Below are 430 nucleotides of genomic sequence, written 5' to 3' on the forward strand. Positions count from 1 at the left end.
GTACAAACAGGCAGGCTAAGCCGAAGAACAGAGCCTTTTGGTCTGGGTAGTTGCGGGCCAAAATACCCAGCACCACAAGTGCGACCAGGGAGACACCAATGGCAATGCGCGCAAACAGCGTGTAGCTGCCGCGCAGATTCTCCATCCGCTCGTCTACTCGCGACTGGTACTCCTCGCGGTTACGCAGCGCAAAGACAAGATCGCTGAGCTTATAACCACTACCGACCAGATGCACTTCTTCGTTGTTGACCAGGCCGCCCTCTTCCAGCTGGTGATTAATCAAAATATTGACCGAGGACAGGCTGCGACGCAGCCAGTAGCCAACCACGTAGGCGACCACTGCCATGACCATCAGGGTAAGCATGTTCTTGAGGTAGTAATTGGAGTAGAAACCACCAATTGTCTCGCGGAGAGCATCAATACCGTAGGT

At 54.0% G+C, this 430-nt stretch carries 1 protein-coding gene; it reads right to left on the reverse strand.

Going from position 1 to position 430, the window contains the following annotated elements; all coding sequences use genetic code 11:
• Positions 1-430 (reverse strand): hypothetical protein (locus J1782_RS00090; protein ID WP_217151882.1); only part of this gene is annotated, 430 nt, incomplete at both ends.

It is taken from the genome of Rahnella sp. BCC 1045 (assembly GCF_019049615.1).
Lineage (GTDB): Bacteria > Pseudomonadota > Gammaproteobacteria > Enterobacterales > Enterobacteriaceae > Rahnella > Rahnella contaminans.